Origin of the sequence: Olleya sp. Hel_I_94, assembly GCF_007827365.1 — a bacterium.
Classification (GTDB): domain Bacteria; phylum Bacteroidota; class Bacteroidia; order Flavobacteriales; family Flavobacteriaceae; genus Olleya.
The window spans coordinates 42294-67461 of sequence record NZ_VISI01000002.1; the positions used below are offsets into that span (position 1 = coordinate 42294).

The window sequence follows — 25168 nt, forward strand, 5'->3', positions numbered from 1 at the left end:
ATATGGTAATTAATAAGGGCAAAAAATTTTACAAACAAAAATATGTTTTGCGAAAGAGTTCTCGTGTTAAGGCGTTGTTAAAACTTATTAAAGACTGAATGTATATGGCTATTTGATGTTAATTTTCTACTTTTGCACAAAATTAAAATTCAAGATATGTTATCAGTATCAAATTTATCAGTTCAATTCGGTAAGCGTGTGCTTTTTGATGAAGTTAGTACCACTTTTAATAATGGAAATTGTTATGGTATTATAGGAGCCAATGGAGCTGGAAAATCTACATTTTTAAAAATTATTTCTGGACAGATGGAGCCGACTTCGGGTCAGGTACATTTAGAAGCAGGAAAACGCATGTCGGTTTTAACACAAGACCACAATAAACATGACGAAGACACTGTTTTAGAAACAATATTAAAAGGTAATAAAGCCCTTTATAAAATAAAGACAGAAATTGACGCTTTGTATGCAGACTATACAGATGAAAACGCTGAGAGAATAGGAGAGCTGCAAGTGCAATTTGAAGAAATGAATGGTTGGAATGCAGATAGTGATGCTGCAGCTATGCTATCTAATCTAGGTATAAAAGAAGAGTTTCATTACACATTAATGGGTGATTTGGACGGAAAACAAAAAGTACGTGTGTTATTAGCGCAAGCACTTTTTGGAAATCCTGATGTACTTATTATGGATGAGCCTACCAATGATTTAGATTACGAAACCATTGCTTGGCTAGAAAACTTTTTAGCTAATTATGATAACTGTGTTATTGTAGTCTCTCACGATAGACACTTTTTAGATGCGGTTTGTACACATATTAGTGATATTGACTTTGGAAAAATTAATCATTTTTCTGGTAACTATACCTTCTGGTATGAGTCCTCTCAATTAGCAGCAAGACAACATGCACAGCAAAACAAAAAAGCTGAAGAGAAGAAAAAAGAATTAGAAGATTTTATCCGTCGTTTTTCTGCCAACGTAGCAAAAAGTAAGCAAGCTACAAGTAGAAAAAAAATGATTGATAAACTTAATATAGATGAAATTAGAAGAACCAGTCGTCGTTATCCTGCCATAATTTTTGACAGAGATAGAGAAGCTGGTGATCAAATTTTAAATGTCGAAGGTTTAGCAGCATCAATTGATGATGAAGTGTTATTTAAAAATGTAGATTTAAATCTACAAAAAGGAGATAAAGTAGTCGTGTTTTCTAGAGATTCTAGAGCAACTACTGCGTTTTACGAAATTTTAAATAACAATCTAAAAGCAGATGCAGGTAAATTTGATTGGGGAGTTACAACAACACAATCATACCTTCCATTGGATAATAGTAAGTTTTTTGAAAGTACAGACATGACTTTAGTCGATTGGCTAAGACAATGGGCTCAAACAGAAGAAGAACGTGAAGAGGTACATATTAGAGGGTTTTTAGGAAAAATGATTTTTAGTGGAGAAGAAGCCTTAAAAAAATGTAATGTACTGTCTGGAGGAGAAAAAGTACGTTGTATGTTATCTAGAATGATGATGACTAGAGCTAACGTATTACAATTAGACGAGCCAACAAACCACTTGGATTTAGAGAGTATTACAGCGTTTAATAATTCGCTTAAAAACTTTAAAGGGACTGTTTTATTTACAACTCATGACCACGAGTTTGCACAAACAGTAGCTAATAGAGTAGTAGAGTTAACACCAAACGGAGTAATTGATAGATATTCTACGTTTGATGATTATATGCAAGACAAAAAAATAAAAGAACTAAGAGACCAAATGTACACTTAGTAATTATAAAATTTTATTTACATATTTAAAAAGCCTTCAGATCTCTCTGAAGGCTTTTTTTTATTGGTTTTTTTTCATATTTATGAATCAATAGTTTTAGTTAATCATGTGTTAAATAGAAAAATTTAAAAACCGACATTTAAGTTCTCTCGTAAATAGATCGAACTTAAAAACCAAAACAATAAAATTATGAAAACAGTAAAATTATCAAAAATCGTATTAGGACTTAGTGTAATGCTTGTAGCAAATTTAGGTTTAGCTCAAGACAAAAAAATGATGAAAGAAGACACTAAAATGGTTGGTGGAGCAGAGATGTATCCATCAAAAAATATTGTAGAGAATGCAGTAAACTCAAAAGATCACACAACGTTAGTTGCAGCAGTTAAAGCAGCAGAATTAGTTGATGTTTTACAAAGCGAAGGACCTTTTACGGTCTTTGCACCAACAAACGCAGCTTTTGATAAGTTACCAATGGGAACAGTAGATACCTTATTAAAACCAGAAAATAAAGAGCAATTACAAACAGTATTAAAATATCACGTTGTTGTTGGAAAGTGGAACGCTAAAGAAATTTTAAACTTAATTGAAAAAGGAGATGGTAAAGCGGTTATTAACACTGTGTCTGGAGGAACTTTAACTGCATGGAAAAAAGGAAAAGATGTTTATGTAACAGATGAAAACGGAAACTCTGCTAAAGTTACTATTGCAGATGTAAATCAATCAAACGGAGTAATACACGTTGTTGATTCGGTTTTATTACCAAAAGCATAATACAAACGTATTTGAATAGTCTAAAAAAACCTCTTCATTCTTTACAGAATAGAAGAGGTTTTTTTTATGCTTTAGTTTCTGCTTTTACAGCTTCAACAATTGATAGTGCTTTACTAAGTTCAGATTCGTGAACAAATACTTCAGGCACTCGTGGTATATCGTGTACAAAACCACCTAGTCGACCAGATTCATTTTCGTCTTTAATAATGGGATTTATTCCAATATCTTCTAATCTGGTTTTTATTAATTGTACGATTATAAAGTTACCTTCAAAAATTTTTATATAGTCTGTCATAATTTTGAATTTAAGTTGTTACTTAAATATACAAAAAAATAAAGGAAGTTTATAGGTCTTTAAAAATTATAGTTTTGTTAAATTATTCTATATTTTTAATTGTAAAATACTTGTATAAACTGTAACCACCTGATCCTATAAAGGCTATAGCTATTATAAATCTAATAGTGTTAGGTGTTAGATTTCCATTTAAATATTGGTAAATTCTAAATACACCATAGGCAATAAACACTATGCCTAAAATTAAATTCAAAATATTATTTTTTGGTTGAGGTTTCATGGGTAGCTAATTAGTCTTGTTTTTTTAATTGCGTATAATTATATAGTGCATAAATACCATAACCTATAGCAGCAACAGCAATAGCTAGTCTAAACGAGCTTAATGTTGGATTAGCATTAAAATGTTGGTATAATCTAAAGCACCCAAATCCTATTAATAATAGTCCTGTAAATAAATTATAAAGTTTGTTATTTTTTAACGATTCCATGTTTAGATCTGTTTACGCTTGTTTGTCTTTTGTGTTTTTTATGTAAGTGTAAATTGCATATCCACCATAACCAAAAAACACCAATGAAATAATTAATTTTACTAGATTAAAAGCAGCTTCATTAAAAAATTGATACAGTCTATAAAATGCATAAGCTAAAAAAACTAGTCCTGATATTAGATAAGACGTGTTACTTTTAAAAATAGAAGCCATAATTACCTTAACTCTGCACCAAGTTGTTTTTCAAAATTGTTTTGTAGCTTGTTCATGATTTTATCAACTACTTTATCTGTAAGCGTTTGTCTCTCGTCCATAAATGTAAAGCTAACAGCATAACTTTTTTTGCCTTCTGGTAAGTTTTTACCTTGGTAAACATCAAATAAATTTACTTTTTTAAGTAATTGTTTTTCTGTTTTTTTAGCGATTGCTTGCAGACTATCAAAGGTTACGTTTTGATCTAACAGTAATGCAAAATCACGTCTTACTTCTGGGTACTTAGGTATTGCTGTAAACTTAATTTTGTTACGTTTAGCAACCTCTATAATAGTATCCCAATTAAAATCGGCATAAAATATATCTTGAGTTATATCAAAATGCTTAGCTATTTTAGATTTTAATACACCAAAGTTTACTAAGGTATCACGTCCTATGCTAAACTGCAAACCTTCGGAAAACACATCGTTTGTCGTAGCGCTTTCTTGGTAGCGTGTAATTCCTAGACGCTCTAAAACACTGGCAATAGTTCCTTTAAGGTAAAAGAAATTGGTTTTTACTTGTGGCGCATTTGACCAGTTTTCTTCGGTTTTAAATCCTGTAACAAGTAATGATAAGTGTTTATATTCTTCGCGTGTGCCATTATAGTCGTGATAGGTTTTACCAAATTCAAAAAACTTTAAATTAGTTTGACGTCTATTAATGTTGTGACTTAAAGCTTCTAATCCAGAAAAAAGTAAGGTTTGACGCATAACTCCTAAATCTTGACTTAAAGGGTTTAGCATCTCTACATTATGCTCTGCTTTTAACTGTTCTGTTAGTTTTAAATAGTTTGCACTTGTTAAAGAGTTTGCCATAATCTCAAACCAGCCTTGAGCTGCTAATTGATTACCAACAAGGTTTTGTAGTTTATAGTCTTCAAACCTTGAAGCATTAGATATTGAGGCATTTAGTTTAGAGCTAGTCTCAATATTATTATAACCATAGACTCTTAAAATCTCTTCTATAACGTCAGCTTCACGTGTAACATCGTTTCTAAAAGCAGGTATAGTTAGACCTAATCCAGTTTCTGTTACACTATTAATTTTAATATCTAAAGAGGTTAAGATTGATTTTATAGTTTCGGTAGGTATTTCTTGACCAATAAGTTTAGTTACTTTATCAAAACTTAATCTAACCTGAAAGTCTTCAATTTTATTAGGATAAATATCTGCTATATCACTAGTAATTTCTCCTCCAGCAATCTCTTGGATTAGTAATGCAGCACGTTTTAAAGCGTATTCTGTTATTTTTGGATCAATACCACGTTCAAACCTAAAAGATGCATCTGTGTTTAATCCATGACGTTTTGCAGTTTTACGCACACTTACAGGGTTAAAGTAAGCACTTTCTAAAAAGATGTTTGTTGTATGCTCTGTAACACCACTATCTATACCTCCAAAAACTCCTGCGATACACATAGGTTTTTCGGCATTACAAATCATTAAATCATCTTCATGTAATTCACGCTCTACGCCATCTAAAGTGGTAAATTTGGTGCCTGTTGGTAATGTTTTAACTTCAACTTTATTTCCGGTAATTTTACTAGCATCAAAAGCGTGTAATGGTTGACCTAAATCGTGCAATACGTAGTTTGTAATATCTACTACATTATTAATTGGTGACAAACCAATAGCTTTTAATCTGTTTTGTAACCACTCTGGAGAGGTTTCTACCTTAAGACCAGATATGGTAACACCACAATATCTTGGTGCTAATTCTTTATTTAATACGTCAACATCAATTTTAAGTGTTCTGCTATCTACATGATATGCACTAACGCTAGGAGTAATTAATTCGACATTTATTCCTTTTTGTTGTAATCCAGCTTTTAAATCGCGAGCAGTTCCAAAGTGGCTCATTGCATCTGCACGATTAGGTGTTAATCCAATTTCAAAAACTTGATCATTTTCTACTTCAAACAAATCAGCACAAGGTGTACCAACAACAGTGTCTTCTGGTAAAACTAAAATTCCGTCATGAGATTTCCCTAAGCCTAACTCGTCTTCTGCACAAATCATTCCGTGACTTTCCTCTCCTCTAATTTTACCTTTTTTGATAGTCCAGGCTTCACCTTCTTCAGTATATAAAGTAGTTCCTATAGTTGCAACAGGTACTTTTTGTCCAGCAGCTACGTTAGGAGCACCACATACAATTTGCACAGGTTGATCTTGCCCAATATTAACAGTAGTTACTTTTAGTTTGTCTGCATTGCTATGTTGTACGCAAGTTAAAACCTCGCCAACAACAACACCATCTAAACCTCCTTTAACGCTTTGGTATAGGTCTAAGCCTTCAACTTCTAAACCTAAATCTGTAAGTAATTCGCTAGTTTGTTCTGGAGTCCAATCAATTTTTATAAATTGTTTAATCCAGTTGTAAGAAATCTTCATTTGTATACTAATTAAGTGCACAAATATAACAATACTTAGTAGTTTTAAGGATTTAAAAAACAGCTTTTATTTCATTTTTAAAGCATTTTTTTAGGACTAATTACAGATAAAGAAAATTGTTATAGTTTTATATCGAAAAAACATGGCGTTTTATCTGTAATTTAAATAAAAGACATATACTTAAAAATCTAATTAGGCTTTTATTACCGTATATTAGATAGATATTAATCATTAAAACCATTAAAAGATGAAAACTATTTTTAAAATAGCATTACTTGTTGTGTTATTTTCAGTTGCTTCTTGCAGAGATTCTAAAAAGGATGATGCAGCAGTAAAAGCGACAGAGCAAATCGAAACTATTGAAGTTGAAACGGATAGTCTAGTAAACGATTTAGAGCTTGAGGCTGATGAACTAGAAAAAGAATTGAAAGAACTTGAAAACCTATAATAACATGAAGCATTTAAAAATAATACTAGTATGTACAGGACTATTTTTAGTAGGTAGTCAACAAACACTTACTGCGCAAATAGCTACTGAATCTGAATTAGTTAAAAAAACAGAGCAGAAAAAAGCAGAAATGAAAGCTCAAAAGGAGCAAATGAAAGCGCAGATTAATGACAAAAAAGAAGCGCATAAAGACAATTTGAAGGAGAAGCAAGGCGAGTTAAAAGAAATGCATGCCAAAAAGGAAGAAATGAAGTCTGAAATGCTAGAAGAAAAAGCCGACATGAAGGCTAAAATGGAAAATGCTACTGGCGAGGAGAAAGAAGCTTTAAAAGCTGAAATGAAAGAAAAAATGAGTGCTAAGCGTATGGATATGGCACAAAAAAGAGAAGAATTAAAAGCAAAACGTGAAGCGTTTCAAGGTGATAAAGAAGCCTATAAAGCAGAGCGTATTGAAGCTGTGAGATCTAGAATGACGTCATATGATAATAAAATAGATGCTAGCGACCAATTGGTAACTAAAGGTCAGGATAGATTAGCTGCTGCTAAAGCGCAATTAGAGCACCAAAAAGCAGAAGGAACTATTACGGATGAGGAAGTTAGTAAACGTGAAATTACTTTTAAAAGAATAGAGGAAAAGCTAAAAAAGCATGAAAGTGCAATTGAAAGAACTAAAACTAGAATTCAAAATAATAAAGAAAAGTTAGTAGAACTTGAAAAAGTAGAAACTGCTGAAGAGTAATAGTTATAATATTTTATATTTTAAAAAGACATTGTTAACGCAATGTCTTTTTATTTGTAAGTATTTTGTTGTTATTTCGAATAATATTGTAAAAAAACATTTAAACCATGCGTCAACTTTTAGTTATCCTAGTACTTTTTAGTATGTTATCTTGTCAAAATAATGATACCGAGTTTTTAACTTTTGGTACATATCGAGGCGAATTAAAAGTAAATGACACTATAAACCTTCCGTTTATCTTTAACGTAAAAGATGCTAATGCCTTAGAAATTTACAATGCGGATGAGGTTATTACTGTGGATGAGATTGAATATAAAAATGATTCGGTTTACATTAAATTGCCAGTGTTTGAAGGCTTATTAATTGCAAAAATTAAAGATCAAACCCTAAATGGTCGCTTTGTTGTTGAAGAAAAAGGACGTCAACAAGCTTTTACAGCGTCAAAAAATGAAAGTAGATTTGATAATAACGCTAAAGCGGAAACTAATATTACTGGAGAATGGGAAACTGTTTTTAGTCCAAATACCGAAGCTGATAAGTACGTCGCTAAAGGGGTTTTTAAACAAAACGATAATATTGTAACAGGTACTTTTATGACCGAAACTGGAGATTATCGTTATCTAGAAGGGATTGTTGATGGTAATCAATTACAATTATCAACTTTTGATGGTGCACATGCCTTTTTGTTTACCGGAACCGTTACAGATAGTACAATTAATGGACAGTTTTACTCTGGTAATCACTGGAAAGAGCCATTTACAGCTAAACGTAATGATAACTACCAATTAGCTAGCGCTAATAATTTGACTTTTTTAAAAGAAGGGTATGATACTCTAGCATTTAGCTTTCCGGATACAGATGGTAAACAAGTGTCTTTAAAAGATGATCGCTTTAAAAACAAAGTTGTAGTTGTACAGATTATGGGTACATGGTGTCCAAATTGTTTAGACGAAAGTAAATTTTATACACAATATTATAATGCAAATAAAGATAAAGACATTCAGTTTGTCGCGTTAGCGTTTGAATATGCTAAAACCGAAGCCAAAGCCTTTAGTTTTATAAACCGCTTAAAGGATAGGCTAGATATTAACTATCCAATATTATTAGCGCAAACCGGATCAACTAGTAAAACTGCTGCTAACGATAAACTCCCTATGTTAAACCACGTATTAAGTTATCCAACGTCTATATTTATAGATAAAACTGGTAAAGTACGTAAAATACATACAGGTTTTAATGGTCCAGCAACAGGAGACAAATACACGGACTTTAAAACTGAGTTTAACGCCTTTATGGATATGTTGTTAAACGAATAAAACTTTTGGTTTAATAATGTCTATTTTAAAATATACCATAAAGAAAACAGCGAAATAAATACCCATAAAACAACTGCTAGTGTGATAGGTTTTAAACCAGTAGCTTTAAGCTCTTTAATAGAAATTGTTGAACCTACAATAAATAGTGTAACAAGTAAAAGACGTTTTGATAGTGACACAATAAAAGTGGTAATGTAAGGTGGTAGTATTTGATAGCTATTTATAGTTATAGCAAGTATAAATAAAATAATAAAGTAAGGGATTTTTAGTTTTCCTTGATTGGTTTTAAAAAATAACATCGAAAAAAAGGACAACGGAATAATCCAAAGCGTTCTAGATAGTTTTACTGTAGTAGCGATTCTTAAGGCTTCCTCTCCATAATTTAAAGCAGCTCCAACTACAGAGCTTGTATCGTGTATAGCAACAGCACACCATAACCCAAATTGTTCTTGTGTCAAGTTTAAAAAATGTCCTATCGTTGGAAACACAAACAAAGCCACAGCGTTTAGTAAAAACACAATGCCTAAAGCAAGACTAATCGTATTGCTTTTTGCTTTTATAATTGGTGCAATTGCAGCAATAGCACTACCTCCACAAATGGCTGTTCCAGAAGTAATAAGGTGACCAAGTTTTAAATCTATTTTTAAAACTTTTGTTAATATTAAACCTAAAACTATCGTTAGTGTAATGGTGTAAAATGTCAAGTTAAAGCTGGTTTTACTAGTCTCTAATGTTTCAAATAGATACATGCCAAAACCTAATCCTATAACAGATAGTTTTAAAAGATAGTGTATAAATTTATGGCTATATTGCTTAATAGGATTCTTAAATATAATAGCAAATAAAAAACCTAATATCAACGCTAATGGACTGTTTATAAATCCTAGTAGACACAAAGTTATTAATGTAAAGTAAACTATTTTGGATATTACATTTTTCATATCAAACAGATTTGTTTGATACAAAAGTAGGTGTAGTTAATAACTTTAAAGCAATGTAAATAGTTATAAGCGATAACTTTTAGTTATAATTAAAACGTATTATTTTTTTAAAGTAATCAAAAGTGTGAGATAGGTATCCTGTCCTTTTTACAAAGTAAAACCAGCGTTGAATATCCAAATCTTTAATATCTATAATTCTAAGCTTATTATTTTTTAAATCGTCTGTAATGGAGTGTATCGATAATAAGGCGTAATGATCAGAGTTTAATAAATAACTTTTAATAGCTTCAGTGCTATTAAAAGATACGACGCTATTTAGCTTGCTAATATTATTTTTTGATAAAAAAGCATCGATAATTTCTTTTGTTCCTGATCCAGTTTCACGCTCAATCATAGGTAAGTCTTGTAACGTGTTTATATCAATACTACCTTTCGGGAAACTGTAGTTTTTAGCATTTGTAACTAGTACAATTTCATCTTTTATAAACTTTTCAAAATGTAATTTGGGATTAGCGCTACTTCCTTCGGTGATTCCAAAGTCGATATCTTCATTTAGAATCAAATTTTCTATGGTTTCAGAATTATTACTGATGATATTAAATTTGGTTTCTGGGTATTGTGCCCTAAATTTAGCTATTGTTTTAGGTATAATGTAATTAGAAATTGTGGTGCTAACTCCAAAATGGATAAAATCTGGAATGTTTTCTTTTTTAAGAAGAAACCGTTCATCCATTTCGGAATAAATAGTCAATATTTTATTAGTGTAAATTAAAAAGGATTTACCTTCAGCAGTAAGTTCAATCGAATTTCTTTTTCTAATAAATAGAGTGGTTTTATAGTCTTGCTCTAAGTTTTTTATGGCTTTTGAAATTGCAGGTTGGGATAAATATAGTTGCTCTGCAGCCTTAGTAAAACTTAAGTGTTTAGCAACGATTTTAAATATATGTAGTTTAGTTTTCATTAATTTTTGACGTATATTTAAAATCGTTAGTGCTGTCTTTTTTTTTTTTGCTTATAGAAGATTTTACAATAAAGCTAATCAGTTTTAATTAGCCATGTATGCTTTCGCTTTTTCCGTAGCTTTTAATTAGTTCGCCTTCAAACTCAACCAATTCTTTCCAGCGTTTATCAACATCAATGTCTTGACCATATTTTCTTGCAAAAGTGATAAATGTCGTGTAATGTCCTGCTTCGCTGACCATCAAGTCATAGTAAAACTTAGATAATTCTTCGTCGTTTATGCGTTCTGATAATAGTTTAAAACGCTCGCAACTACGCGCTTCAATCATTGCAGAAAACAGTAAGCGGTCAACCATAGACTGCAGTCTGCTTCCGCCTTTATTCATAAATTTATAAAGCTCATTTACATAATGGTCTTTGCGCTCACGACCTAAAGTATAACCTCGTTTTTTAATAATTTCATGTACCATCTGGAAATGTTCCAATTCTTCTTTAGCTAATTCTAAAAGTTCTGTTACTAAGTCTACTTTTTCTGAGTTATGGGTAATAATAGTAATCGCGTTAGTGGCTGCTTTTTGCTCACACCAAGCGTGGTCTGTAAGTATTTCTTCTAAATTAGATTCTGCAATGGTAACCCAACGTGGATCGGTTTCTAGTTTTAGGTGTAGCATAATTGTAGTGCGCTTTTAGGTTTTGGCTTTGTGCTTGTAAAGGTTGTGCAAAGATAATTATATTTTATACTATTAAAGTAATGTCTTTTCATTTGGTTAATACCAAATTAGGTTCTGTTACATTATGTCACTTCAAGTGATTTGTGAAGCATGAGCAAATTGTGTCTAGAAGCAATTCAATAGCTATTAATTTCCGCTTTAAGCGAATTAAAAACATGTCTTGCACTACTAACAGCAGCTTCCATTTTACCGGAAAACACAGGGCTGGTTTCTGCTCCAGCAATAAAAAGTTTATTGCCTAATAATTCATTTTTAAACACTGGATGTCCATTATTTTGTTGTGGCATTAAAAAGTTGTTGTCAGTAGTCGTTGTATGTTTTTCGTCTTTCCATACACACTCTTCGTAACTTAGATAGCCTAATGCTTGATCGCCATAATAACTTTGTAATTGCTCTAAAGCAAGTTGTTTGCGTTCCTCTTTGCTCACATCGCTTAAATTAGAGCTCATAAAACCGCTTAAAGCATAAATTGATTGCTCAGCATTAGAATGGTCGTAAAACTCTTGTAAAGGTCCAGAATTAGCATAAATCGTTCCGCTGCTTTGAGGATGTTTCCAGAAGGGTGTTTTGTAAGTAAAACCAACTCTAATAGAGTTGTGCATCCAAGTATGTGTTTTAGATAAGACGTCCGTAATTACACTAGGTAATTTTGGGGTAACACTAATGTTTTGATTAAACAAGGCAGGAGGTAAGGTTGATACAACATATTTTGAATAATAGGTTTGCTTATTAGTTTGTACTTCTAGATTTTCAGCTTTAAGCTGAATTGAAATAACGCTTGTCTCAGTAATAACACTTGTGTTTTTTAATTGATTTGTAAGCGTTTCAATTAAGGTTTGTGTTCCGTTTTTGATGCGGTAACTCACCGAATCATTACTGGGTAAAGACACTAGTTGCGGTTGTTTGTTTGGATCTGGTTGGTAAATAGCTGTGGATCCGTAAAATTGCTCAAAGACGTCAATATTAAGTGTTTTAAGTAATTGTAAGACATTGGATTGTTGTGGGACAAGCCACGTTGCGCCTAAATCTATTGGTGCCTGATTAATATTGCGTTTTGTAATAATACGTCCGCCAATACGTGTATTAGCTTCTAAAATAGTTGTTTTAATATTAAGGTCCTTAAGTAAAAAGGCTAGCGTCAAGCCAGTTAATCCTGCTCCAATAATAAGGACGTCAGTATGTTGTTTAGTCATGTTTTAGCTAATGTAATTCCAAATGTTTTTATACTTACTCATTTGTCGGTAAGTCTCTAAAATAATTGCATTTTCTGGACTACTTAAACTTGGATCTTTAGTTAAAAGGTCTTTTGCCCAATAACGCGCGTGTTGTAAAATGTCGTTATCTTTTACAATATCTGCGATGCGTAAATTTAAAATTCCGCTTTGTTGTGTACCCATAATATCTCCTGGTCCACGAAGTCTTAAATCCACTTCGGCAATCTCAAAACCATCATTTGTACTAGTCATGGTTTGGATGCGTGTTTTGCTATTTTCGGACAATTTATGACTGGTCATTAATATGCAATAACTTTGTTCTGCACCTCGTCCAACACGACCTCTTAATTGGTGTAATTGTGACAGTCCAAAACGCTCTGCACTTTCAATTATCATGACCGAAGCATTGGGTACATTTACACCAACTTCTATAACGGTAGTTGCGACCATAATTTGTGTTTCTCCTTTAACAAAACGTTGCATTTCAAACTCCTTATCTGCAGGTTTCATTTTGCCATGAACGATGGAAATTTGATACTCTGGCATCGGGAAATCTCGCGTCAAACTTTCGTATCCATCCATCAAATCTTTGTAGTCCATTTGGGCGTTTTCTTGGATCAAAGGATAGACGATATAGACCTGTCTTTTTTTAGCAATTTCGTCACGAATAAAACGGAAAACTTTTAGGCGATTTGAGTCGTATCTATGGACTGTTTTTATGGGTTGTCTTCCAGGAGGTAATTCGTCAATTATGGAGATGTCTAAATCACCATAAACTGACATCGCCAAAGTCCTAGGGATTGGAGTTGCGGTCATGACCAAAACGTGAGGAGGAAGGGTGTTTTTTTTCCAAAGCTTTGCACGTTGCTTAACTCCAAAACGGTGTTGCTCGTCAATAATTGCAAGTCCTAAATTTTTAAATTTAACCTTGTCTTCCAAAACTGCATGTGTGCCAATTAGTATGTCTAATTCGCCATTTTCTAACATTTTATGTATTTCTCTTCGTTCTGAAGTTTTACTTGAACCTGTAAGTAGTTTAATGCTGATTTCTAATTCGTTGCATAGTTCAATTAATCCATTATAGTGCTGTACTGACAAAATTTCAGTAGGTGCCATTAAGCAAGCTTGAAAACCGTTGTCAAGTGCTATTAACATTGACATTAACGCAACTATTGTTTTTCCAGAGCCAACATCACCTTGTAAAAGACGATTCATTTGGGCATTGCTACCTAAATCTGACCTAATTTCTTTAAGTACTCGTTTTTGTGCATTGGTTAATTCAAACGGTAAATGGTTTTTGAAAAACGTATTAAATTGTGTTCCGACGGTTGTAAATGGAAACCCTTTTATTTTAGTTTTATGAATTAAATTTTTGAGAATTAATTGTAATTGTATGTAAAATAACTCTTCAAATTTTAGTCTAAATTCGGCTTTAGAAAGTGCGTTTTGATCCTTCGGAAAATGAACATTTAAAAGGGCTTCAGATTTAGAAATTAATTTGTTTTCTGAGAGCAGTTTTTCGGACAAAGTTTCAACAAATCTACCCTTGGTTTCAAGGAACAAATTTTGCATGATTTTTGTCATCACGCGATTGCTAATTCCTCGGTTTGCTAACTTCTCAGTTGAAGGGTAAATAGCTTGCATTGCACTTCGTAAATTGGCTTCGTGTTCCGACAATAATTCTATGTCAGGATGAGGCATATTATACTTGTTTGCAAACAGGTTTGTTTTTCCAAAAATGACGTAAGTTGCATTTAATTTTAAACCTTCTTTAATCCATTTTTGACCTCTAAACCAGACCAATTCCATAGTGCCAGTTTCGTCCTTAAAAGTGGCTACTAATCGCTTGCCTCTTTTCTGGGCAATCTCTTCAAATTTTACAATTTTTCCAACAATTTGCACCTCTGCTGCATTTGGTAATAATTGGTTGATTTTGTAATATTTTGTACGATCTAAATATCTGTTTGGAAACAGATTTATTAAATCTTGATAGGTGTGAATACCCAACTCCTTGCGCAACAAATCTGCACGATTTGGTCCGACGCCTTTTAGGTAATCTATAGGAGTTTGTAAGTTAGTACTCATAAACAACGAAATTAATCTATTTTGATTTAAAGTGAAAGTTAAATTGATTTGCTTTGTATGTTACAGTTATTATGTTTCGTCACTTCGATTGATTTGTGAGGCACGATCAAATTGTATCGAGAAGCGTTAAGAGTAGTGCTTGGTTCTTGATAAACTTCTCCTAAGGTCGAAGCACTCGAACTGACGTGTTGTTAATTGCTTTGTATGTTTCAGTTATTGCGTATCGTCACTTCGAGTGATTTTTGAGGCACGATCAAATTGTATCGAGAAGCGTTAAGAGTAATGCTTGGTTCTTGATAAACTTCTCCTAAGGTTGAAGCACTCGAACTGACGTGGTGTTAATTGCTTTGTATGTTACAGTTATTATGTTTCGTCACTTCGAGTGATTTGTGAGGTACGATCAAATTGTATCGAGAAGCGTTAAGAGTAATGCTTGGTTCTCGATAAACTTCTCCTAAGTTTGAAGCACTCGAACTGACGAGTTGTGCTTAGTTTTATGCCAATTTTATTATGAATCGAGTGATAAAAAGAAGAATGAATTTTGATTTCCCTTTAAGGAAATCAAAAGAAAGAGGAGTTAAGACATCACAAAAAAATTGTATTTTGGTCTAATCCTTGTTTAAATCTAATTATGAGATACTTCTTAGTACTATTTATTACGTTTTTATGTCTTTCCGCGAAAGCACAACAAACTGAATTTGTTGATTTTATATCTATTAATGCTGAGGTCAGTTTTGAAAAAGATAATACGGTTAAAGGGAAAGCTAAGTATATTTATAAAGTTTTGAAGCCTTTTGATTCTTTATTTATTGACGCTGTAAATATGGAAATCATTAATTTTTATGATGATCATTATGATCTTGATTTTGAGTATAACGGAAAACAAATTGTATATAAACCAGCTTTTAAAGCTAATACGTATCACGAGTTAAATATCGAGTACATAGTAAAGCCTAAAAGAGCACTTTACTTTACAGAAAAGGAAGATTCAAATCAAATCTGGACGCAAGGTCAAGGTAAATATACTAGTCATTGGCTACCAAGTATTGATGATATGAATGATAAAATTGAATTTGATTTATCAATCACTTATCATAAGGATTATCAGGTTATTGCTAATGGTTTGTTGGTTGAAAAAAAAGTCAACGATTCAACTATTACTTGGCATTATGACATGCAAAAACCTATGTCAAGTTATCTTGTTGCATTGGCAATAGGGAAATATGATAAACAGGTTATCGCATCTAAAAGCGGAATTCCAATCGAATTATATTACTATCCTGAAGATTCGCTAAAAGTGGAACCTACCTACCGTTACACAAAACAAATGTTTGACTTTTTAGAATACGAACTTGGTGTGTCTTATCCTTGGCAAAATTATAAACAAGTACCAGTTAAAGACTTTTTGTATTCTGGTATGGAAAATACCAGTTGTACCATTTTTAGTGATGACTTTATGATTGATGACATTAGTTTTGTGGATAAAAATTACGTTAATGTTAATGCACATGAGCTAGCACATCAATGGTTTGGAGATTTAGTAACAGAAACCTCTGGAATGCACCATTGGTTACAAGAAGGATTTGCGACGTATTACGCGCTTTTAGCAGAGCGTGATGTGTTTGGAGATGATTATTACTATTGGCGACTTTATGAGTACACAGAGGAGTTAATGGAGCAGCAAAAAGCAGGAGAAGGCACGATGTTATTGGATCCAAAATCCAGTAGCACGACGTTTTATAAAAAAGGTGCGTGGGTTTTACATATGTTACGTGAGCAAGTTGGTGAAAAGGCATTTAAAAAAGCTGTTAAAAGTTATTTGAATACGTATGCTTTTAAAAATGTGGAGACTAAAAATTTTATTGTTGAAGTTGAAAAAGCTTCGGGACAGGATTTGACAGACTTTGTTGGTCTTTGGTTAAAGTCAAAGCTATTGCCATATGATGTTATGATTGAGGAATTAAAATCGGATTCGGATGCTGTAAATGGGTATTTGCAAATTGATTGTGAGGCGTATTCTTCTAAGTGTTCGGACTATTTAACATCTTATTTATTTGATAACACTAAGATTAAAGTGGTTAGTCAAATGCCAAATAAGATTCAGGCTAAGGATTTTGAAAATTCGGTAAAAGTAAGGCAAGCTATTGCGCAACATGTTCGCGAAATTCCGTTGGCATTACAATCGGAATACGAATCTTTGTTACAAGATAAATCCTATACAACTATTGAAGCTGCACTGTATAACCTCTGGGCTAATTTTCCGCGAAAGCGAAACCTGTATTTAGACCAAACTAAAAAGGTATACGGTTTTAATAATTATAATGTTAGAGTATTATGGTTAGCGCTAGCTATTGCCACTCCTGATTATGAGCCTAATAATACTGAAGCTTTTTATAATGAATTAGTGCAATACACAGATTCTAAAAACAGTTTTACATTAAGGCAAAACGCATTTGATACTTTGGCTAGTTTAGGTTTGTTTAATGAAAAAGCTTTGGTTAATTTAAAAGAGGCTTCAAAACATTATAATTGGAGATTTAAAAGTTTTGCTAAACAACTTTTAGAATTGTTATCTGAAAATGAAAAATATAAATCTATAATTAGTAATTTGCAGGATAACCAAAAACAATAATTTGAAAGCATTAGTTATATCTGGAGGAGGAAGTAAAGGTGCATTTGCAGGTGGCGTTGCGCAACATTTAATAGAGCAGGAAGGTAAAAAGTACGATATGTTTTTGGGTACGTCTACTGGAAGTTTGTTGATTCCGCATTTAGCGACCGGAAACATTGGAAAGCTTTATGATATTTACACGCATGTTAATCAGAATTCTATTTTTAGTATAAATCCATTTGTGATTAAGAAAAAAGGAGACAGAGAATATGTATCGATTAACTATTTTAATACTGCTTTACAATTTATAAAAAGAAAACGAACCTTTGGCGAAAGTAAAAACTTAAAAAAACATATCAAGGAGCATTTTACTAAAGCCGAATATGATATTATCAAAGCCACTAAAGAAGATGTGGTTGTTACGGTTACAAACCTATCTAAAAACAGAGTAGAATATAAGTCTATTAACGATTACAGCTACGAGGAGTTTTGCGAGTGGGTTTGGATATCCTGTAATTATATACCGTTTATGTCTTTGGCTATAAAAGATGGTTTTGAGTATGCAGATGGTGGTTTAGGTTGTGTAATACCAATTAGGGAAGCTATTTTACGTGGTGCAACAGAAGTTGATGCTATTGTTTTAGAAAGTGAAAACTTAGAATACAATAAGGTGTTGGGTAAAAACCCGTTCTCGTTAATGATAAACTTGTTTGGTCACTTATTGGATCAAGTAGAAAAGGGAGATATTGCAATTGGTAAACTAGCAGCAAAACACAGAAATGTAAAGTTAAACTTATACTACACACCAACTAAGTTAACAGAAAACTCATTGATTTTTAATAAAAAATTAATGGAAGAGTGGTGGTTGCAAGGGTATTTATACGCGCAAGGTAAATATGATAATCATGATGAGTATAGCTCTACAGTGCCAATACCTTAAATAGTAAATTAATAATTACGCATAAAAAAAAGCCTTATCAATTGATAAGGCTTTTTTTTATGCGTAATTTGTTACCAGATTTCTCCAACTTCCTTTTTAATATAATGTAATCCAGCATTACTTGGTGCAGGCTTGTCAATCATTTCGCTTAAAATGGTTTCTCTAAGCTTGCTTGCAGAGTCTATTTTATCACTCATTCCTGCTTTTCTTATTAACTGTATGGTTGCACTTTTTGATGCATTTACAATAGTCCAACAGTCATTGCTTAAATAGATTTGTTGTGATAGGTTATGTTCAAATTCTTGTTCGATGTTTTTTATCAATAAATCCTCGTAAGCTTGCTTGTCTGAAGATACAGGTGCCACACGTAACAAAAGTTTGTTTGGAGAGATACGTTCTAAAAACAGTGTGATACGCTCATAAGCCTGTAATCTAACAGGTAAAGACTCTTTACTTAAGGTTTTAACAATATTAAATTTACGACGCTCTTCTTCGTTTTGCATATGTTCTCTAAAAAACAGATAGGCAATTGCTCCTGTAATTATAGAAGGGACTGTATACATTAGTAAGTTTAAAAGCTGTTGTTCCATGGGATAAATTTTAGTTAAGTAACAAACTTAATATGTTTTAAACTATTGTACAAGTAAACTGATAATGTAATAGTAAGAAGTGCTACTTGTTTGTATGGCGTTTAAAATAGAAATAAAAAAAAAGAGGTTTCGATTGAAACCCCTTTAAAGCATTTTAAGCCTTTCCGCCTAGATAACGACAGTCTTTTAAGCTTTGTATTCCGTTAAACGGAACCACAGTTTTTTTGTAACCATATGTGCTGTCTAGTTCTTTAGATAAGTTGTGGTCATCCACATTAACTTCAATATCTGTCATTTTAAATTGGCATGGATGCTCATAACCTGCAGCATGAGTGATTTCGATAAATTCTTTTCTAAAGGTTTTAAAATATTGTGCTAAACGTTCTGATTTTAACGTTGGATCAATTCCGTTTTGCAACCACTTATTTTGTGTTGCGACACCACTTGGACAGGTATTGGTATGACAAACTTGTGCTTGGATACAACCAATACTCATCATGGCTTCTCTAGCAACATTTATACAATCTGCTCCCATAGCAAATGCCATAGCAGCTTTAGCAGGAAAACCTAATTTACCACTACCAATAAATACAATACGCTCGCTTAATCCTTTACTTTGAAACAATTTATATAAATCTCCAAAACCATAAACCCAAGGTAAGCTAACATGATCTGCAAAACTTGGTGGAGCAGCACCTGTGCCGCCTTCGCCACCATCAACAGTAATAAAATCTGGACCTTTACCAGTTTTTACCATGATATCAGCTAATTCTTCCCATTGTTCTAATTTACCAATAGCAGCTTTAATACCAACAGGTAATCCAGTTTTATCAGCAATAGCTTCTATAAAGTCTACTAATTCTGGGACATTATTAAACGCTTTGTGGTTAGGAGGTGATAACACATCTTTACCAACTTCAACACCTCTGATTTCAGCAATTTGAGGTGTGATTTTTGCACCTGGTAAAACACCACCTTTTCCTGGTTTAGCACCTTGTGATAATTTTACTTCAATAGCTTTAATAAAAGGATTGTCTTCGACTAATTTTACCATTTTATCCATGGAGAATCCACCATCCGCAGCACGTACACCAAAGTATCCTGTTCCAAAATGAAACACAACGTCTCCACCATGACTGTGGTAAGGAGACAAACCGCCTTCTCCAGTATTATGGTAAGCTCCAGTAATTTTTACACCTTTGTTTAAAGATTCAACCGCTTTCGCGGAAAGCGAGCCAAAACTCATCGCAGATACATTAATGACAGAACCTGGTCTAAAAGGTTTTTTACGTTTATTATATTCGCCCATAACTTTAGCACAAGGTAAAAACGACATGTCTGCTGCGTGTGGATGATTAGCTTCTACCTTATAAGGCATCATTGCGTTATTAATAAATATATGTTGATGTGCGTATATATCTCTGTCTGTACCAAAACCTTCGTAGTTATTTTCTTTTTTTGCAGACGCATAAATCCAACCACGTTCAATACGATTAAAAGGAAGCTCCTCTCTGTTATTAGCTACAAGATATTGTCTTAATTCTGGTCCAATTTTTTCTAACATATACCTAAAATGTCCAACAATTGGAAAATTATGACTTATCGTATGCTTTTTTTGAAAAATGTCTCTAATAGCTATTATAACTAATACTATTATAATCCAAAGCCACCAAGAAATGTTTGAAATCAGGTTTGTTAATGTATCCATGTTTTAAAATTGGTTTTTTTCAAAAGTAACGAATATCTCTATTTTTAGTTACTATTTATCTTACAAATAAATCATAATATTTTTTTGATTTATGAGTAATCTTTGAAGTGTTTGTTTAATTAACTGATAGTTTAATCAATTAAGTTTTCTTAAAGATTTTTAAAAATTGAGGTACTTAAGATTGTTAGTTTTATCTTTATAGTATGAGCATAAAAAGAAAAAAAATAGTAATTGGATTTGTTACCTTTATAGGTTTGGTAATACTATCGTTAGTAATAGCAAATACTATAGCTAAAAATAAACTTAAAAACTATATCGTTAATTTACCAGAGCATATATCTTTATTGTATGACGATTTAGATGTTAGTCTTTTACAGGGTAATATTACCTTAAAATCCCCTTTGCTAACAGTCAAAGGAAAAACGACAAATCAAATTAATGCTCAGGTTAAATTAAGTAGTTTATCTATTAAAGATTTTAGTTATTGGAACTATTTATTTAATGACAATTTAAAGTTTGATCACTTAAATTTTGATACTCCAAAAGTAACTTATTACCACAACCCATTGGCTGATACAGATCAAGGCAGTGAGTCTGTTTTTAAAAACATAAAAAAAACAATTTACATTAAAAATCTTAGCGTTAATAAGGCTTCAGTTGAGGTTCTTAATGTCAAAAATGATTCCGTTTTATTAAGCACAAACAATCTTGATTTTACAATGTCACAGATTATTGTTGATAATAATTTAGCGTCTTCAAAGCTTTTCGATTTTAAATCTAGCACTTTAAGCGCTAATAATTTAAAATATCAGATAAGCAGATTTGAAAACTTAAGTGTTGATAAATTAAAAATAGATAATACTAGAATGACTTTATCTGGATTTAGTTTAAAAACAAAATATGATAAGGTGGCATTATCAAACGTGATCACCACAGAGCGTGATCACTTTGAATTAGCAACTCCAGAAATACGTATTGATAATTATGATTTTAAGTTTGATAATACCATATTATCGGGATTTAGCACAGATAAAATTACCTTTACAAAACCTGATTTGACAATTTACAGAGATAAGTTAGTTGCGGACGACTTAACACAAAAAGACCTATATAGTACAATGTTAAGGTCGCTTAATGTTAAATTAGATATTAAACATATAAATATTGTGGAAGGTAAAATTGTTTACCAAGAAAAAGTTAATCAAGATAAAACAGCAGGTCAGCTTACTTTTAGTGACTTTAATGCAAGCTTAGACCACATAAGTAACACTAAATTAAATCCTAAAAAAACAGAAATTAAAATAGATTGTAACTTTATGCAAAGTACACCACTTAAGGTGGATTGGTCGTTTGATGTTAATGATCCTAATGATGGCTTTGTTTTTAAAGCAAATTTAGGAGACTTACAAGCAGACCATTTAAACCAATTTATGCAACCTAATTTAAATTTAAAATTAGAAGGTAATTTAATGCAAACACTGTTTACAATAGATGGAAATGCTACAACCTCTAATGTGGATTTAAAAACAAAGTACACTAATTTTGATATTATTTTACTTAAAGAAAACGGTAGCGAAAAAAATAAAATACTATCCAAAATAATAAACATTTTTGTTTCAAAGGATAGCAAAGACGCTAAAGATAACTTTAGAAACAGCAATACTAAAACAGTAGAACGCGACAATACTAAATCAATATTTAATTTTGTTTGGAAAAATGCTCAAGCAGGTTTAATCTCTGCTATGGCAGGTGACGGTAAAAAAGATGATTGATTGTTTATAATTAATAACAAATCTTTAGAGTAAAAACAGAGGGTTTGGTTAATTTTGCTTTTTTAAAAAAGAATAAAAATTGGAGAAATATTTAAGTCAGTTAAACGAAGCACAATACGCGCCAACAGTTCAAAAAGAAGGACCTATGATAATTATCGCAGGTGCAGGTTCTGGAAAAACACGTGTGCTAACCTATAGAATAGCCTATTTAATGAATCAAGGTGTAGACTCTTTCAACATCTTAGCATTAACCTTTACAAACAAAGCAGCCAAAGAAATGAAAGGCAGAATAGCCGAAATTGTAGGTGCAAGTGAGGCTAAAAACTTGTGGATGGGAACCTTTCACTCGGTTTTTGCAAAAATATTACGTTTTGAAGGTCACCATTTAGGTTATCCAAGTAATTTTACTATTTATGATACTCAAGATTCTCAAAAATTAATGGGTAGTATAATTAGAGAAATGGGTTTAGACAAAGACTTGTATAAAACCAAGCAAGTATACAGCAGGATTTCTTCTTACAAAAATAGTTTAATTACAGTCAAGGCATATTTTAATAATCCAGAATTAATGGAAGCTGATGCTATGGCTAGGCGTCCAAAAATGGGAGAAATCTATCAAGCTTATGTGGAGCGTTGCTTTAAAGCAGGAGCAATGGATTTTGATGATTTATTACTTCGTACTAACGAGCTGTTAACGCGTTTTCCTTCAGTTTTAGCGCAATATCAAGATAAGTTTAGATATATATTAGTGGATGAGTACCAAGATACAAACCACAGTCAATATTTAATTGTACGTGCTTTAGCAGATCGTTTTCAAAACATTTGTGTGGTAGGTGATGATGCACAAAGTATTTACGCCTTTAGAGGAGCAAACATTAGTAACATCTTAAATTTCCAAAAGGATTATGAAGATGTAAAAATGTACCGATTAGAACAAAATTACCGTTCTACAAAAAATATAGTTGGAGCAGCAAACTCTGTAATAGAGCATAACCAAACTAAATTAGATAAAATAGTTTGGACTGCAAATGTGGATGGACCTAAAGTGCAAGTGCATCGCAGTTTAACAGATGGTGACGAAGGTCGTTTTGTGGCTAGTGCCATTTGGGAGACAAAAATGACAGACCATGTGCCAAATAGTGATTTTGCGATTTTATATCGTACCAATTCACAATCACGTGCAATGGAGGAAGCTTTGCGTAAAAGAAGTATTCCGTATCGTATATATGGTGGTTTGTCTTTTTATCAAAGAAAAGAAATTAAAGATGTTACAGCATATTTACGTTTGATTTTAAATCCATCTGATGAAGAGGCCTTAAAACGTGTTATCAATTATCCTGCACGTGGTATTGGTCAAACAACCATAGATAGATTAATGGTTGCAGCTAATGAGTCTGGTAAAACTATTTTTGGATTATTAGAAAACATTGATAGTACAGATATAAATATAAATGGAGGTACAAAAAATAAGCTAAAAGACTTTGTCACGCTTATTAAAAGTTATCAGGTAATGAATCAAACAGCAAATGCTTTTGATTTAGCAGAGTATGTAACTAAAACTAGTGGTTTAATAAAAGAGTTTAATAAAGACAATACTCCAGAAGGTGTCACGCGTTTAGAGAATGTCGAAGAATTATTAAATGGTATAAAGGATTTTGTCGAAGGACAAATGGAAATTGCAGACTCTAAAGATGATTTAGCCGAGTTTTTAGAAGATATCGCATTAGCAACCGATCTTGATGGAGACAAAGGAGATCCAGATCATGTAGCGTTAATGACTATTCACTCTTCAAAAGGATTAGAGTTTAGTAATGTCTTTATCGTTGGTTTGGAAGAAGACTTGTTTCCAAGTGCAATGAGTATGAATACAAGAAGCGAGCTTGAAGAAGAGCGTCGTTTATTCTATGTAGCTTTAACCAGAGCAGAGAAAAAAGCATATCTAACCTATGCGTTATCGCGTTATCGTTGGGGAAAATTAGTAGACTCAGAACCAAGTAGATTTATTGAAGAAATTGACGATCAATTTTTAGACATTATAACACCAATAGAAGAGCGTCGCATTAACCCAATGCTGTCTGCAGATATCTTTGGCGACACACCACCTAATAAAGTAAGATTTAAAAAACCAATGCAACCTAAATTGAAGAAGAAAGACAAATCTAAGCCAGTAAATTTTGAAATTAGTGCTCCTAAAAAACTTAAAAAGGCTTCAGAAGTTAAGCCTTCAGCAGAAGCAAATCTGTTTGATGGAGATTTAGCAGTAGGTAATCGCGTTAAACATTTAAAATTTGGTAGAGGTGATGTTTTAAGTATCGAAGGTAAAGGTGGAGATGTTAAAGCTGAAATTGATTTTGAATTTGGAGGAAAGAAAAAGCTTTTACTACGTTTTGCAAAATTAGAGCTTATAGGATAATATTTAAAAAATTTATTATGGCAGACTTTATCAGAATTTATGAAGAAAATCCAAATCCTAAGGAAATTAAAAAGGTAGTAAACATCCTTAAAAAAGGAGGTCTTATTATTTATCCCACAGATACGGTATATGGTTTAGGCTGCGATATTACTAACTCAAAAGCTTTAGAGCGTATCGCTAGGATTAAAGGTGTAAAGTTAGAAAAAGCTAATTTTTCTTTTATTTGTCATGACCTTAGTAATTTATCAGATTATGTAAAGCAAATTGATAGTACAACTTTTAAAATATTAAAACGTGCTCTGCCAGGACCATACACTTTTATTTTACCAGGATCCAAAACGTTGCCAGCAGCTTTTAAAAAGAAAAAGGAGGTAGGTATAAGAGTGCCAAATAACGCTATCGCATTAGAGATTGTTAAGGCATTAGGTAATCCAATTGTGTCCACATCAATCAGAGATGATGACACAATTTTAGAGTATACCACAGATCCTGAATTGATTTTAGAAAAATGGGACAACCTAGTAGATTTAGTTATTGATGGTGGTTATGGAGGTAACCAAGGATCAACAATTATTGATTTGTCAGGTGAACAACCTGAAATAATAAGGGAAGGAAAAGGTAGTATCGAGATTTTTTAGAGCATATTTTTAATAATTCAGACTATTAACTCTTTTAATACTATCGATTTTCAAACTCATGATTTTTAAACGATAAGATTTTAAACA

The 25168-nt window shown here is 32.3% G+C and carries 22 protein-coding genes; 10 read left to right on the top strand and 12 right to left on the bottom strand.

The features are described from left to right. Positions 1-156 precede the first annotated feature (156 nt). Together JM82_RS03260 and JM82_RS03265 are read left to right on the top strand one after the other, a co-directional pair. The gene (locus tag JM82_RS03260) at positions 157-1776 is read left to right on the top strand and encodes an ABC-F family ATP-binding cassette domain-containing protein (protein ID WP_145001191.1); all 1620 of its coding nucleotides are present in this window, start codon (positions 157-159) and stop codon (positions 1774-1776) included. Positions 1777-1965: 189 nt separating this feature from the next. Continuing rightward, positions 1966-2547, top strand: a complete 582-nt coding sequence (locus JM82_RS03265; RefSeq protein ID WP_145001193.1) for a fasciclin domain-containing protein — start codon at positions 1966-1968, stop codon at positions 2545-2547. A gap of 64 nt (positions 2548-2611) precedes the next feature. Here the strand turns inward: JM82_RS03265 and JM82_RS03270 are convergent, their stop codons facing one another. The 5 genes from JM82_RS03270 to pheT all read right to left on the bottom strand — a co-directional run bounded on the left by JM82_RS03270 (position 2612) and on the right by pheT (position 5975). Continuing rightward, positions 2612-2842 (bottom strand): DUF2007 domain-containing protein, encoded by a 231-nt coding sequence (locus tag JM82_RS03270; RefSeq protein WP_261375284.1) that lies wholly within the window; start codon positions 2840-2842, stop codon positions 2612-2614. A gap of 82 nt (positions 2843-2924) precedes the next feature. Beyond that, positions 2925-3122, bottom strand: a complete 198-nt coding sequence (locus tag JM82_RS03275) for a hypothetical protein (RefSeq protein ID WP_145001197.1) — start codon at positions 3120-3122, stop codon at positions 2925-2927. A 10-nt stretch (positions 3123-3132) separates the two neighbouring features. Continuing rightward, on the bottom strand, positions 3133-3330 hold the full coding sequence (locus JM82_RS03280) for a hypothetical protein (protein WP_145001199.1): 198 nt from the start codon (positions 3328-3330) through the stop codon (positions 3133-3135). Between the two features lie 12 nt (positions 3331-3342). Next, positions 3343-3543, bottom strand: coding sequence for a hypothetical protein (locus JM82_RS03285; protein ID WP_145001201.1), 201 nt, complete (start codon positions 3541-3543; stop codon positions 3343-3345). Positions 3544-3545: 2 nt separating this feature from the next. Beyond that, positions 3546-5975 carry a phenylalanine--tRNA ligase subunit beta gene (pheT, locus tag JM82_RS03290; RefSeq protein WP_145001203.1) on the bottom strand — a complete coding sequence of 810 codons (2430 nt, stop codon included), beginning with the start codon at positions 5973-5975 and terminating at the stop codon, positions 3546-3548. Between the two features lie 247 nt (positions 5976-6222). Between pheT and JM82_RS03295 the strand changes: the two genes are divergently transcribed. The 3 genes from JM82_RS03295 to JM82_RS03305 all read left to right on the top strand — a co-directional run bounded on the left by JM82_RS03295 (position 6223) and on the right by JM82_RS03305 (position 8478). Continuing rightward, positions 6223-6423 carry a hypothetical protein gene (locus tag JM82_RS03295; RefSeq protein ID WP_145001205.1) on the top strand — a complete coding sequence of 67 codons (201 nt, stop codon included), beginning with the start codon at positions 6223-6225 and terminating at the stop codon, positions 6421-6423. A gap of 4 nt (positions 6424-6427) precedes the next feature. Next, positions 6428-7162: a hypothetical protein gene (locus tag JM82_RS03300; RefSeq protein ID WP_145001207.1), complete on the top strand. Its 735-nt coding sequence runs from the start codon at positions 6428-6430 to the stop codon at positions 7160-7162. Positions 7163-7269: 107 nt separating this feature from the next. Further along, positions 7270-8478, top strand: a complete 1209-nt coding sequence (locus tag JM82_RS03305; RefSeq protein ID WP_145001209.1) for a peroxiredoxin family protein — start codon at positions 7270-7272, stop codon at positions 8476-8478. A gap of 20 nt (positions 8479-8498) precedes the next feature. Here the strand turns inward: JM82_RS03305 and JM82_RS03310 are convergent, their stop codons facing one another. The 5 genes from JM82_RS03310 to recG form a co-directional block, all read right to left on the bottom strand. Then, complete coding sequence (locus JM82_RS03310; protein ID WP_145001211.1) at positions 8499-9419, bottom strand: YeiH family protein; 921 nt, start codon at positions 9417-9419, stop codon at positions 8499-8501. A gap of 79 nt (positions 9420-9498) precedes the next feature. Further along, positions 9499-10380, bottom strand: coding sequence for a LysR family transcriptional regulator (locus JM82_RS03315; protein ID WP_145001213.1), 882 nt, complete (start codon positions 10378-10380; stop codon positions 9499-9501). 88 nt (positions 10381-10468) lie between these two features. Further along, positions 10469-11050 (bottom strand): tRNA-(ms[2]io[6]A)-hydroxylase, encoded by a 582-nt coding sequence (locus JM82_RS03320; protein WP_145001215.1) that lies wholly within the window; start codon positions 11048-11050, stop codon positions 10469-10471. A 176-nt stretch (positions 11051-11226) separates the two neighbouring features. After that, positions 11227-12303: a flavin monoamine oxidase family protein gene (locus JM82_RS03325; protein WP_145001217.1), complete on the bottom strand. Its 1077-nt coding sequence runs from the start codon at positions 12301-12303 to the stop codon at positions 11227-11229. A 3-nt stretch (positions 12304-12306) separates the two neighbouring features. Next, complete coding sequence (recG, locus tag JM82_RS03330; RefSeq protein WP_145001219.1) at positions 12307-14409, bottom strand: ATP-dependent DNA helicase RecG; 2103 nt, start codon at positions 14407-14409, stop codon at positions 12307-12309. A gap of 631 nt (positions 14410-15040) precedes the next feature. Between recG and JM82_RS03335 the strand changes: the two genes are divergently transcribed. Both JM82_RS03335 and JM82_RS03340 read left to right on the top strand, forming a co-directional pair. Continuing rightward, positions 15041-17041: a M1 family metallopeptidase gene (locus JM82_RS03335; RefSeq protein ID WP_145001221.1), complete on the top strand. Its 2001-nt coding sequence runs from the start codon at positions 15041-15043 to the stop codon at positions 17039-17041. A 1-nt stretch (position 17042) separates the two neighbouring features. Then, entirely contained in the window at positions 17043-17960 is a 918-nt protein-coding gene (locus tag JM82_RS03340; RefSeq protein ID WP_145001223.1) for a patatin family protein, read from the top strand. Between the two features lie 71 nt (positions 17961-18031). On the opposite strand, the gene JM82_RS03345 is transcribed toward JM82_RS03340, so the two are convergent. Beyond that, positions 18032-18550 carry a hypothetical protein gene (locus tag JM82_RS03345; protein WP_145001225.1) on the bottom strand — a complete coding sequence of 173 codons (519 nt, stop codon included), beginning with the start codon at positions 18548-18550 and terminating at the stop codon, positions 18032-18034. A gap of 154 nt (positions 18551-18704) precedes the next feature. Beyond that, positions 18705-20258, bottom strand: a complete 1554-nt coding sequence (locus tag JM82_RS03350) for an FMN-binding glutamate synthase family protein (protein WP_145001227.1) — start codon at positions 20256-20258, stop codon at positions 18705-18707. A 203-nt stretch (positions 20259-20461) separates the two neighbouring features. Here JM82_RS03350 and JM82_RS03355 point away from each other — a divergent pair, with 203 nt between their 5' ends. From JM82_RS03355 to JM82_RS03365, 3 genes are all read left to right on the top strand, one after another. After that, positions 20462-22030 carry a hypothetical protein gene (locus JM82_RS03355; protein WP_145001229.1) on the top strand — a complete coding sequence of 523 codons (1569 nt, stop codon included), beginning with the start codon at positions 20462-20464 and terminating at the stop codon, positions 22028-22030. Between the two features lie 79 nt (positions 22031-22109). Further along, positions 22110-24443 carry an ATP-dependent helicase gene (locus JM82_RS03360; protein ID WP_145001231.1) on the top strand — a complete coding sequence of 778 codons (2334 nt, stop codon included), beginning with the start codon at positions 22110-22112 and terminating at the stop codon, positions 24441-24443. Between the two features lie 17 nt (positions 24444-24460). Next, positions 24461-25081, top strand: coding sequence for an L-threonylcarbamoyladenylate synthase (locus tag JM82_RS03365; RefSeq protein WP_145001233.1), 621 nt, complete (start codon positions 24461-24463; stop codon positions 25079-25081). Positions 25082-25168: the final 87 nt, after the last annotated feature.

What these genes read in the sequence shown, in the direction of transcription:
- JM82_RS03350 (WP_145001227.1), bottom strand. Translation starts at nt 20,258, where the DNA reads ATGGATACATTAACAAACCTGATTTCAAACATTTCTTGGTGGCTTTGG.
- JM82_RS03335 (WP_145001221.1), top strand. Translation starts at nt 15,041, where the DNA reads ATGAGATACTTCTTAGTACTATTTATTACGTTTTTATGTCTTTCCGCG.
- JM82_RS03295 (WP_145001205.1), top strand. Translation starts at nt 6,223, where the DNA reads ATGAAAACTATTTTTAAAATAGCATTACTTGTTGTGTTATTTTCAGTT.
- JM82_RS03260 (WP_145001191.1), top strand. Translation starts at nt 157, where the DNA reads ATGTTATCAGTATCAAATTTATCAGTTCAATTCGGTAAGCGTGTGCTT.
- JM82_RS03345 (WP_145001225.1), bottom strand. Translation starts at nt 18,550, where the DNA reads ATGGAACAACAGCTTTTAAACTTACTAATGTATACAGTCCCTTCTATA.
- JM82_RS03270 (WP_261375284.1), bottom strand. Translation starts at nt 2,842, where the DNA reads ATGACAGACTATATAAAAATTTTTGAAGGTAACTTTATAATCGTACAA.
- JM82_RS03275 (WP_145001197.1), bottom strand. Translation starts at nt 3,122, where the DNA reads ATGAAACCTCAACCAAAAAATAATATTTTGAATTTAATTTTAGGCATA.
- JM82_RS03265 (WP_145001193.1), top strand. Translation starts at nt 1,966, where the DNA reads ATGAAAACAGTAAAATTATCAAAAATCGTATTAGGACTTAGTGTAATG.
- pheT (WP_145001203.1), bottom strand. Translation starts at nt 5,975, where the DNA reads ATGAAGATTTCTTACAACTGGATTAAACAATTTATAAAAATTGATTGG.
- JM82_RS03285 (WP_145001201.1), bottom strand. Translation starts at nt 3,543, where the DNA reads ATGGCTTCTATTTTTAAAAGTAACACGTCTTATCTAATATCAGGACTA.
- JM82_RS03320 (WP_145001215.1), bottom strand. Translation starts at nt 11,050, where the DNA reads ATGCTACACCTAAAACTAGAAACCGATCCACGTTGGGTTACCATTGCA.
- JM82_RS03280 (WP_145001199.1), bottom strand. Translation starts at nt 3,330, where the DNA reads ATGGAATCGTTAAAAAATAACAAACTTTATAATTTATTTACAGGACTA.
- JM82_RS03325 (WP_145001217.1), bottom strand. Translation starts at nt 12,303, where the DNA reads ATGACTAAACAACATACTGACGTCCTTATTATTGGAGCAGGATTAACT.
- JM82_RS03355 (WP_145001229.1), top strand. Translation starts at nt 20,462, where the DNA reads ATGAGCATAAAAAGAAAAAAAATAGTAATTGGATTTGTTACCTTTATA.
- JM82_RS03315 (WP_145001213.1), bottom strand. Translation starts at nt 10,380, where the DNA reads ATGAAAACTAAACTACATATATTTAAAATCGTTGCTAAACACTTAAGT.
- JM82_RS03300 (WP_145001207.1), top strand. Translation starts at nt 6,428, where the DNA reads ATGAAGCATTTAAAAATAATACTAGTATGTACAGGACTATTTTTAGTA.
- JM82_RS03305 (WP_145001209.1), top strand. Translation starts at nt 7,270, where the DNA reads ATGCGTCAACTTTTAGTTATCCTAGTACTTTTTAGTATGTTATCTTGT.
- recG (WP_145001219.1), bottom strand. Translation starts at nt 14,409, where the DNA reads ATGAGTACTAACTTACAAACTCCTATAGATTACCTAAAAGGCGTCGGA.
- JM82_RS03365 (WP_145001233.1), top strand. Translation starts at nt 24,461, where the DNA reads ATGGCAGACTTTATCAGAATTTATGAAGAAAATCCAAATCCTAAGGAA.
- JM82_RS03310 (WP_145001211.1), bottom strand. Translation starts at nt 9,419, where the DNA reads ATGAAAAATGTAATATCCAAAATAGTTTACTTTACATTAATAACTTTG.